The organism is Baekduia sp. (genome assembly GCF_035996765.1).
Taxonomy (GTDB): Bacteria; Actinomycetota; Thermoleophilia; order Solirubrobacterales; family Solirubrobacteraceae; genus Baekduia.
Genome location: NZ_DASYJG010000007.1, coordinates 1 through 9,610 on the forward strand (window position 1 = coordinate 1; position 9,610 = coordinate 9,610).

Annotated in this window: 8 protein-coding genes and 1 tRNA gene; 4 read left to right on the top strand and 5 right to left on the bottom strand. The window is 68.6% G+C overall.

Annotated features, from left to right (window positions below; genetic code table 11):
- From VGO10_RS01000 to VGO10_RS01010, 3 genes are all read left to right on the top strand, one after another.
- Window positions 1–778 (top strand): IS3 family transposase (locus tag VGO10_RS01000; protein WP_327464224.1); only part of this gene is annotated, 778 nt, incomplete at its 5' end.
- 574 nt (window positions 779–1,352) lie between these two features.
- The gene (locus VGO10_RS01005) at window positions 1,353–1,979 is read left to right on the top strand and encodes a hypothetical protein (protein ID WP_327464226.1); all 627 of its coding nucleotides are present in this window, start codon (window positions 1,353–1,355) and stop codon (window positions 1,977–1,979) included.
- Between the two features lie 1,004 nt (window positions 1,980–2,983).
- Window positions 2,984–3,057: transfer RNA gene (locus VGO10_RS01010), tRNA-Arg, on the top strand.
- 64 nt (window positions 3,058–3,121) lie between these two features.
- Here VGO10_RS01010 and VGO10_RS01015 read toward each other — a convergent pair.
- From VGO10_RS01015 to VGO10_RS01025, 3 genes are read right to left on the bottom strand one after another with little or no spacing between them, the layout of a single operon-like run.
- Entirely contained in the window at window positions 3,122–3,439 is a 318-nt protein-coding gene (locus tag VGO10_RS01015) for a hypothetical protein (RefSeq protein WP_327464228.1), read from the bottom strand.
- 24 nt (window positions 3,440–3,463) lie between these two features.
- A complete protein-coding gene (locus tag VGO10_RS01020) occupies window positions 3,464–5,215 on the bottom strand; it encodes a virginiamycin B lyase family protein (RefSeq protein WP_327464230.1) in 1,752 nt (583 codons plus the stop codon).
- Window positions 5,212–7,302: an HD domain-containing phosphohydrolase gene (locus VGO10_RS01025; RefSeq protein ID WP_327464232.1), complete on the bottom strand. Its 2,091-nt coding sequence runs from the start codon at window positions 7,300–7,302 to the stop codon at window positions 5,212–5,214. Before VGO10_RS01025 ends, VGO10_RS01020 begins: the two co-directional genes overlap by 4 nt.
- Window positions 7,303–7,360: 58 nt before the next feature.
- Between VGO10_RS01025 and VGO10_RS01030 the strand changes: the two genes are divergently transcribed.
- Window positions 7,361–7,855 (top strand): nitroreductase/quinone reductase family protein, encoded by a 495-nt coding sequence (locus tag VGO10_RS01030; protein ID WP_327464234.1) that lies wholly within the window; start codon window positions 7,361–7,363, stop codon window positions 7,853–7,855.
- 17 nt (window positions 7,856–7,872) lie between these two features.
- Here VGO10_RS01030 and VGO10_RS01035 read toward each other — a convergent pair whose 3' ends face one another.
- Together VGO10_RS01035 and VGO10_RS01040 are read right to left on the bottom strand one after the other, a co-directional pair.
- On the bottom strand, window positions 7,873–8,535 hold the full coding sequence (locus tag VGO10_RS01035; RefSeq protein WP_327464236.1) for an MBL fold metallo-hydrolase: 663 nt from the start codon (window positions 8,533–8,535) through the stop codon (window positions 7,873–7,875).
- Window positions 8,525–9,610, bottom strand: a 1,086-nt coding sequence (locus VGO10_RS01040) for an MFS transporter (protein WP_327464238.1), incomplete at its 5' end; no start/stop codon positions are given. The genes VGO10_RS01040 and VGO10_RS01035, both read right to left, overlap by 11 nt.

A 9,610-nucleotide genomic window follows, 5' to 3' on the forward strand; every position in this document is an offset into this window, starting at 1 on the left:
GGGCCGGCCGCTGCTGCGCAACAACTCCACCGCCTCGCGCTTAAACGCCTCGGAATACGGCGGGATCTTCGGCATCAACAGACATCCTCTCGGGCTGAGCAAACTCAGCCATCAGGCGTCCACCAAACCGGGGGAACTCCAGGGGCGCAACGCCGTGCAGTTGATCATGCGCGAGTTGGGTATCAAAGGCCTGCCGACCCGCCGGCTACCGAGGGGCTCGAGGATCGCCAAGGTCACATCGCTGGATCTCGTGCGTCGCGACTTCGCCCGCGATCGCCCCGATCTGCTGTGGATGACCGACATCACCGAGCATCCCACCCGCGAGGGCAAGATCTACTGCTGCGTCGTGCTTGACGCGTTCTCGCGGTTCGTCGTCGGCTGGTCGATCGACAGCACCCAGACCACCACGCTAGTCCTCAACGCGCTCGGCATGGCCATCCGCCGGCGCAACGGCAACGACGGCCTCGTCATACATTCCGACCGCGGTGTCCAATTTACGTCCTGGGCCTTCAGTCAGAACGTCCGCGACGCCGGGCTGGCCCCATCGATGGGAGCCGTCGGGAGCCCCTACGACAACGCAATGGTCGAGTCGTTCTGGGACCGGATGCAGGTCGAACTGCTCAATCGCCAGAGCTGGAAGACCAGGATCGAGCTCGCGACCGCTATCCACGACTACATCGAGTTATTCCACAACACCCGGCGCCGGCATAGCTCGCTGAATATGCTGACCCCGACCGAATTCGAAGACCTACACCAACACCCCATCAACGTCGGCTGATCTCAGAAACCCGACTCCACGATTTCAGGGGTAGATCAAGGCGTCCACCAAGCCGGGGGAACTCCAGGAGACCGGCACTGCGACCGGTAGAGCCTGGGCAACTGATGCGGTGGCACCCCTGGCCGCCCACGGACCGGGTCCGGAATTTTGGGTGACGCCCGTTGTGCCAGCGGGCACAGGTACTGAGCGATTGCGGCCACAGACTGGTGGCGCGCTCGGTGCCGGGCGCTTGCAGGGGTTTTGTGTTCTGCGCGATCCATATTCGTCTCTCCGTCTCATATGACAGTGATTTGAGACGGTTGACAGTGTCGGGATTGGTGCGTATTACTGGTTGTGGCCGATTGTTGGTCTGGTTGGGATCGATCGGTGTTGTGTCGCTGACGTCTGTGTTTGAGGGGAAGGAGTCGTGCTCGAGTTTTCGAGCGCGTTGGTTGGTCTGTTGTTGTCGCGGGATCGTGGCGGTGGCAGACCGTTTGTCAAGTGCGGTCCTGAGGCGCGTCGCTCAGTAAAGGCTGGCGCTGGAGGGACCGAGCCATTTATCCCGGCGTTGCCGCCGGGACTCACAAGGAGTTTTATGATGAAGAGGTTCTCGAAGAAGAGCGTTTTACCTTTTGTCGGGGTTCTGTCGGTGTGTGCGTTTGCGTTGCCGGGGGTGGCGTCGGCAGCCAGCTGGTTTGTCGATCCGGGTGGGGCGTTCCCGGCGACTACGGTCCTTGATTCGTCCAATGCCGCCAACCGTCTCTCGTTCACCACGGCGGCCGGTGCCGGCTCGACGTGTGCGGTCGCGACGTTCGATGTTGACATCAGGAGCTCTTCGGATGCGATTGTCACTAGCGCGGGGTTCCTGAACTGCATGGGAACGGGGCTGTCTGTCAACTGCACTTTGACTGCCGCTCCGACGGCGGCGTCGCTGCCGTGGACTATCACTAACACCACGACTACCAATATCACTATCCACAACGTCGACCTGACCCTTCACTTCGAGAACACTCCGGGTAATGCGACGGCGTGCGCCACCCCGATCACTTCCAGGGTGACTGGCAACTTGGAGAACGGAAGCTGGAGCAACGCGGGTCGCGAGGTCACGTACACGAACGCGCCGGGCTTGGTGGCGCACGGCATTCCGGGCGCTCCAAACTCGGCTGCGACGGTCACCGGGACTCTGGCCAGCACTAACCTCAATGTGACTATGCGCGACTAGGAGCACTTGGTCGCTGGCCGTAGCTTGTGACCTGACCTATCGGTATCAGTGAGCGTCGAGGCCGCCGTGGTCGGCGGCCTCGACGCCTCCGCAAGGCCGTCGCTCACGTAAGCCGGTGCTGGTGCGAACGGATCACTGTCCCGATGTTCTCGCTCGAGCCTGCCAGGCGCTTTATATGAGACCTTGTCAAAAAGGAGATGAGGTCTCCGGCCCGACGGTTCAGCTGGATATGTCGACCGGGCGGCTCGTATGGGCCGGCGTCGGTGGGCACGCTGTCGCTGCATCGCCGGTCGTCCGTTCGGCCGCGATGGCGCTCGAGGCGTCAGGGCCGCTAATCTGCTGACGTGGACGATGCTTACCGACGCTGGTGCACATCTAACCAATGATTCCCGGCGGACTTGTAGCTGATGCACCGTCAAGCCGCTGCTCTGGCCGTCAACTGCACTGCAACTGCCGCTCCGACGGCTGGTACGTTGCCGTGGACTATCACTAACACCACGACTGCCAACTGACTATCCACAACGTCCACGTGACCGTTACGTTCGAGAACACTCCGGGCAACGGGACGGCGTGTCCGACCCCGATCTCTGCCAGGGTGACTGGCAGTCTGGAGAACGGTAGCTGGAGCAACGCGGGCCGCGAGGTCACGTACACGAATGCGGTGGGTACGGTGGCGCACGGCATCCCGGGCGCTCCGAACTCCGCTCTGACGGTCACCGGGACTCTGGCCAGCACTAACCTCAACCTGACTATGAGGGACTAGTAACCACTGGTGTTGGTCTGATCCTGAAGGACCGGGCCCGTTGGCGTCAGAGAGAGGGTCGAGGCCGCCGCGTGGGGCGGCCTCGACCACTGCGCAAGCAACAAGTCGGAGATGACGCGCTGAGGTTGGTGGATCTCCTGCCTGGCGGCGGACGGCGCGATGGATGCTCAAGGAGCGTCAGCCACCTCGGGCGGAAGCCCTGCCGGCACGGCTCGGGACCTGGCAAGATTCATGTCTGCCTGCCCCGATAGCTCAGCTGGATAGAGCGGCGGACTTCTAATCCGCAGGTCGTTGGTTCGAATCCAACTCGGGGCGTGGAGCGGCGTCCGTGACGTCTAAAGAAGCTTGCGCTGATGCTGCTGGATCCAGCCGGGCGAGCCTACTTCCCCGTCGTGCGATGCATCGACGCGCGCTTGTGCCCCGCCCGCGCGCCACTCGGGCCCGCGCCACCACGCGCCGCGCCTCGGACGCCAGACGGCGTCCGCCGGATCAGCATCTGCAGTGCCCGGTCATCCGGCCCCGCCTCACCGCGCTCGGTCAAGGCTTTCAACTCGACGGTGCGCATCACCGGGCCGCGCTCGCGGTCGACGACCGCGACGACGACCTTGGCACCACCCGTGGCGTCGAAGACGATGCCGTCGATCTCCCGATTGCCCACGGCGACCTTCACGAGATCCCCTGCGTCCGTCTGCTCCATTCCGCCAGCGTACCGGCGTGCCGGCTACCGCGAGCGCAGCGTGACGGTGCGCGTCGTCACCATCGACTTGCCGTCGATCACGGTCGTCACGGTCGCGCGCGCCTTCACGCGCGCCCCGTGCGCCACGGCGCTCCGGCCCGCAGCCGATAGCTTCACCGACACGCGCCCGCGCTTGCCGCCCTTGACCTTGAACTTGGCCTGGCCCAGCGGGCGGCAGCCGCGGGCGCAGCGCGACGCGCGGGCGGTGGCCTTGGTCTTGCCAGACGACCCCTTCGGCACCGCGCGGAGCACGATCGTCCCGCGGCACCCGTCCACCGCGCTACCAGGGCAGCGCACCGTCATCGGCGCCCGACCACCAGCCACGCGCACCACAGCAGTCCCGACCAGCGTCGCCGCCGGCATCTTCCGCGCGCCGCCGAGCACCGGCGCCTTCAGCGGGCTCTTGAGGATCGATGGGGCCGCGCCGGTGCCCGGAGACTTCGCCAGCGGGGTCCCGCTAACCACGGTCGGCCCGGGCGCCGTCGTCACCACGACGTCCGGCCCGCGCACGATCCCCGTGGCGTTGGAGGCGACTACCCGCAGGTGGTACGCGACGCCGCCGTCGAGCCCGGTGATCGACCAGCTCTCGCCGACCGGCGCGTTCCCCACCGGGTTGAAGACCCGCACGGGCGTGGTCGACCCGTAGGCCGCCGTCGGTCCATACTCGACGCTCACGGTCGTCTGCTGCGCATGCGCGCCGATCGCGACGCTCAGATCAATCTGATCGGCGCCCTTCGCGGAAGCCGTAGCCGTCCCGATCGCCGGCGGGGTGGTAATCCGAGCCACGGCGTCGCGCCCCGACTCGGTCAACCAGAGGTTGCCGTCCGGGCCCAAAGCAATCACACCGGGTTGGGCGCCCGCGCTCGTCAGCGGGTACTCCTCAACCGCGCCCGCCACCGTGATCCGCCCGACCGCGTTGCCGCCCGTCTCGGCGAACCAGAGCGCGCCGTCGGGCCCCGCGGCGATCGTCACCGGCCCGCTCGAGGCCGACGGCAATAAGAACTCGGTGATCGTCCCGCTCGGCGTGATCCGCCCGATCCGCCCGGCGCTGCGCTCGGTGAACCAGACGTTGCCGTCGGGCCCGGCGGCGACGGCATACGGGCTGGCCGCAGCAGTTGGGACAGGGAACGACGTCACGGTGCCCGCCGGCGTCACCCGCGCGATCGCGTTCGCTCCCGCTCCGGCGAGTGCCACCCAGAGGTTGCCATCCGCACCAACGTCGATCCCCTGCGGCTGCGCGCCGCTGGCCAGCGTGATCTCGGAGATCGCACCGGCCGGCGGCTTCATGTGGCCGATCCGCGCGCCCGCGCTTTCGGTGAACCACAATTGCCCATCGGGACCGGTGACGATGCTCGCGGGCGCCGAGCCCGCGGTCGGCAGCGGGAACTCGGTCGCCGTGCCGGTGGGGGTGATGCGGGCGATCGCGTTGCCCTGGCTCTCGGCCGCCCAGAGGTTGCCGTCCGGCCCGGTGGTGATCGCCGTGGCTTGCGCGTCGGGCGTCGGCAAGGTGTAGGGCGTGGTCACGCCGGCGAGCGTCATCCGGCCGATGGCGCTGTTGGACCACTGGGTGATCCAGAGCGTCCCGTCGGCGCTCGGCTCAAGTCCTACAGGATGGCTCGACACAGCGAGCGCGTGCTCGGTGATCGTGGGCGTCAAGGCCGCCGCTGCCGCGCACGCGGGGGCGACGAAGGCCAGGAGCGCAACCACGCCGACCAACAGCAGACGCACGCGCCTCATGCCGCCACCCGATGCGTCCGGACGATCAGCCGCGCGAAGACCGCGACGACCGCCGGGTCGAACTGCGTCCCGGCATGGCGCACGAGCTCCTCGAGCGCGCTCTCCGGGTCGGTCCCCGCCTGATAGGGCCGGTTGGTCGTCATCGCGTCAAACGCGTCACAGACCGCGACGATGCGGGCGCCGAGTGGGATCTCCTCACCGGTCAAGCCGTCGGGGTACCCCTTGCCGTCCCAGCGCTCGTGGCTCGCACGCACGAGCCGAGCGACGGGCCGCAGCGCGGGGGCGACGGCGAGGATGCGCTCGCCGACCTCGCTGTGGCGCTCGATGATCTTGCGCTCGGCCGGGTCCAGGCGCGCGGGCTTGTGCAGGATCGCGTCGGGGACCGCGACCTTGCCGACGTCGTGCAGCTCGGCGGCGCGGACGACCGTGTCGAGCTCCTCGGCCGAGAGACCGAAGCCGCGCGCGACCTCGCGCGCCAGACTTGCCACGCCGTGCAGATGCTCGTGGAGGTCGGGCTCACGCTCGCGCAGAACCTGGAGCAGGACCTCGCGCGTGGCATCGGGCTCACCGGTCGCGCGCCCGTGGCCTTTGTTCTCATAGAGGCGCTGGTCGGCGAGCGCGAGCGCGGCGCTGGTGTCCTGGGCCTCGTCGGGAAGGATGGCGATGCCGCAGGCGGTGGTGACCGAGAAGCCCTCGCCGTGCTCGGCCAGCGCGGCGATCGCGTCGCCGGCCAGCGGGTCGGGCGTGTCGTCGTCGATGCGGGCCAGGACGCAGAACTCGTCACCGCCGAGGCGGTAGGCGCGGCCTCTGTTGGTAACTGTCTCGACGAGGCGGTCGCCGAGGCGCGCGAGCAGCGCGTCACCGGCCGGGTGGCCGTAGGTGTCGTTGTAACCCTTGAAGCCGTTGAGGTCGAAGAGCAGGACGGCGTAGCGCTGATGGGGGCCGGCCATGCGGGCGGCGTCGTCGACGTCGAGCAGCAGGCTGCGCCGGTTGCCGAGTCCGGTCAGCGCGTCGGTGAGCGCCTCTGCGCGGCTGCGGGCGACGAGCGTCAGGTTCTCGGAGAAGGTGAGGCTCATCCTCAGCAGCACGCCTGCCGTCGTCGCGACGGCGAGCGCGTACGCGGCCGGGTGGACGGCCGGGCCGACGATGTTCTGGGCGAGCAGTGCGAGCGCCGCAAGTCCGAAGATCCACGGCATGACCAGCAGGCGCCGGCCGTCGAGGCTGACGTTGGGCGACGGGCGTGTCGGCTGCCAGGCCGCCCAGCCGAGGGCGACGGCGGAGGCCGGCCAGAGTACGTCGAAGAGGGTGGTGCTGCTGGTGCCGGTGGCCGAGGCGTAAAGCGAGGCGCCGTCGGCGATGGTGGTGAGCAGGAGGCCGATGCCGACGGTGCCGAGGACGGGCCCGGGGCGCCAGCCGACGACGCCGAAGACGCCGATGACGAAGGCGGCAAGGAGGAGATCGCCGAGCGGATAGATGAGGTCGGCGACGACGGTGGTCGCATCGCCGCCGGTGCCGGCGACAATCGGAGGGAGGACGAGCTGTGCCGCGAGAGCGCTGATGGCCAGCGCGCCGACGAGGCCGTCGAGCCAGACGCTGGCGTAGAACTGGCGCGTGCGCCGGCCGACGAGGAGGCCGAGCGTGAGGAACGCGGCAGGGTAGAAGGCGATCCAAAGGCCGTCGGGCAGCGTGGGGAAGCCGTGGCCGGTGACGCTCGCCGGGTTGGCGGAGAAGAGGATCGTCCCGGCGGCCCACGCCGCGAGGCCGGTGCCAAGGGTCAGCCAGGCTGGGCGTTCCTCGGCGATCCAGATGCCACGCAGGAGACAGAGCAGCGCGCCGGCGACGAGGAGGCCGTTGAAGACGGCGTCCTCGAAGACGTGGTGGCCAAGCGCTCCTCCGCCGTCGGGCCACAGGGTCGCGCGCGCGGCGTACGTGACGAGACCGACGACGGATGCAGCGCGGAGTCTCGTGATGGAGACGCGGCGAAGCGAGCCCTGCAGGGGCGGGAAGTGGGGCGCCGGCGTCATGTCCTTCCATCGGTGATCGGCGGGTGGGCGGCGGGCGCTCAGGGCGACTCGACGGATGTCCATTGGAGGACATAGGGCGGAGGTCCTCTTTGGGGGTGCGCGCAGCGGTTAGGGTCGGCCGATGCGCGACTATCGGCCGCAGGCTCAGAAGTCTTTGCTCGACAAGGGCCTGCAGGCCTTCGCGCAGACGCGGTTCGGGGGCTGGCTCTTCATCTCCGTGTTCCCGACGATCGATCGCGCGCTGATCCCCGTGACACGCGGCAAACTGTCGACGGGCCTGGGGCAGCCGATCGTCCTGCTGCACACGCGTGGAGCTCGGAGCGGGGTGGAGCGCACGGCGCCGCTGCTGGCGACCAAGCAGGGTGAGCTCGTCGTGGTCATCGCCTCGAAGGCGGGTGCGGTCAAGCACCCTGGCTGGTACCACAACGTCAAGGCCGGCCCGGAGGTCGAGGTGACGCTCGGCGGCCGGCGCGTGCCGATGCGCGCGGAGATCGCCGAGGGTGCCGAGCGCGACCGGCTGTGGGCGATGGCCTGCGACAACTACGTGGGCTACGAGACCTACCAGCGGCGTGCGGGCGAGCGCGTGATCCCGGTGGTGGCGCTGCGCCCGCGGTGAAGCGGGGGCGTCGAGGCTTACGGCGCCGCGGGGACGACGACCTTTGGTCCGTCGCCCGCAACGGCCTCGACCTCGAAGGCCGGCCCGTCGGTGCGCTCGATCTGCGCCGCGCGCGCGGCGAAGTCGTCAACCGGCTCGAGGAAGTCGATGCGCTCGGTCCGGTAGTGCATCGGCACGATGATCTGCGCGCCCAGCTGTACGGCGATCTCGGTGGCCTGCTCGGCGCCGATCGTCGGCCCGCCGCCGATCGGGATGAAGAGGAGGTCGACGGTGCCCAGCGCCGCGAGCTGCTCGGGGCGCAGCGCCGCTTGGCCGAAGTCGCCGAAGTGCGCGATCCGGCGCCCGCCGAAGGTGAAGGCGAAGATCGTGTTGGGGCCGCGCTGGGTCCCGGCGACCTCGTCGTGTTCGGAGGCGATCCCGATCACCTCGCCGATCGGGGATTCGTGCGTCCCGGCCTTCGAGCGCAGCACCGCCGGATCGCCGCCAATCACCTCAATCGCGTTGTGATCTCCGTGCTCGTGGGTGACGAGCAGCAACTCCGCCTCGACGCCGGCGATCGCCGGGTAGTCCCAGCGCATCCCGCGCGCCGTGAACATCGCCACGTCGAACGGGTCGATGAAGATGGTGTCCTTGCCGTCGCTCAGACGGAAGGCGGACTGGCCGTACCACTCAACCTGCATGCTGCTCCTCTCGATGATGGAACCGGGCAACGGGGACGGCCGAGGACGGCGCCGCCGCGACGGCAAGCGACTCGTCCTCGCCCTCATCGACCATCCGCCCGCCGCGCAACAGCGACGCCCCAGCGGCGATCAGGCAGGCGACGATCGCGAAGCTGAACGCCGCATGCAGCCCGCTCTGAAACGGCGCTGAGATCAAGTGCGGGAAGAACGAGCTGCCGGTCAGCGTCGCCTGGTCGTGAGCCGGCAGCGCGGCGAGCGCGTGGGGGCCCAGCAGGTGCTGGACGGGGTTGTACCCCAGGAACGCGGCGAACAGGATCGACACTGGCGGCAGCGCGGCGACGCTGTGTGCGGTCGCCGGGTCGACGCCGTGCGCCTGCAGCCCGGCGCTCAGCGTGTGCGGCAGCGTCGACGCGAGCCCGACGATCATCAGGGTGAAGAAGATCCCGATCGACAGCACCTGCGCCGAGTTCTGGAAGGTCTGGTTCATCGCCCCGCCGGCGCCGCGGTCGCGCCGCGGCAGGCTGTTCATCACCGCGGCGCGGTTGGGCGAGGCGAACAGGCCCATCGACGCGCCGATCAAAAACAGGATCGCGCCGAAGACCGGATAGGAGAAGTCGGTCGGCAGCAACATCAACAACCCGAAGCCGACCGCGGTCAGCACCATCCCGGCGGTGGCGAACGGGCGCGCGCCGTAACGGTCGGAGAAGTAGCCCGACGCCGGCCCGGCGAGCAGCAGCCCGATCGTCAAGGGCAACATGTAGATGCCGGCCCACAGCGGCGTCTCGGTGAAGTCATAGCCGTGCTGGGGCAGCCAGATGCCCTGCAGCCAGATGATCAGCATGAACATCAGGCCGCCCCGCGAGACGGCTGCCAGGAACGTCGACAGCGTGCCGAAGGTGAAGGCGCGGATGCGAAAGAGCGGCAGGCGGAACATCGGGTCGGTGACCCGTTGCTCGATGACGACGAACGTGATCAGCGAGGCGGCGGATGCAGCGAGCAAGGCCAACACCTTGGTACTGCCCCAGCCGATCGGATGCCCGCCCGCCGGGCGGATCCCGTAGGTCACCGCGGTCAT

Coding starts and splice junctions, on each gene's coding strand:
- VGO10_RS01005 (WP_327464226.1), top strand. CDS start 1,353: ATGATGAAGAGGTTCTCGAAGAAGAGCGTTTTACCTTTTGTCGGGGTT.
- VGO10_RS01020 (WP_327464230.1), bottom strand. CDS start 5,215: ATGAGGCGCGTGCGTCTGCTGTTGGTCGGCGTGGTTGCGCTCCTGGCC.
- VGO10_RS01025 (WP_327464232.1), bottom strand. CDS start 7,302: ATGGACATCCGTCGAGTCGCCCTGAGCGCCCGCCGCCCACCCGCCGAT.
- VGO10_RS01015 (WP_327464228.1), bottom strand. CDS start 3,439: ATGGAGCAGACGGACGCAGGGGATCTCGTGAAGGTCGCCGTGGGCAAT.
- VGO10_RS01035 (WP_327464236.1), bottom strand. CDS start 8,535: ATGCAGGTTGAGTGGTACGGCCAGTCCGCCTTCCGTCTGAGCGACGGC.
- VGO10_RS01030 (WP_327464234.1), top strand. CDS start 7,361: ATGCGCGACTATCGGCCGCAGGCTCAGAAGTCTTTGCTCGACAAGGGC.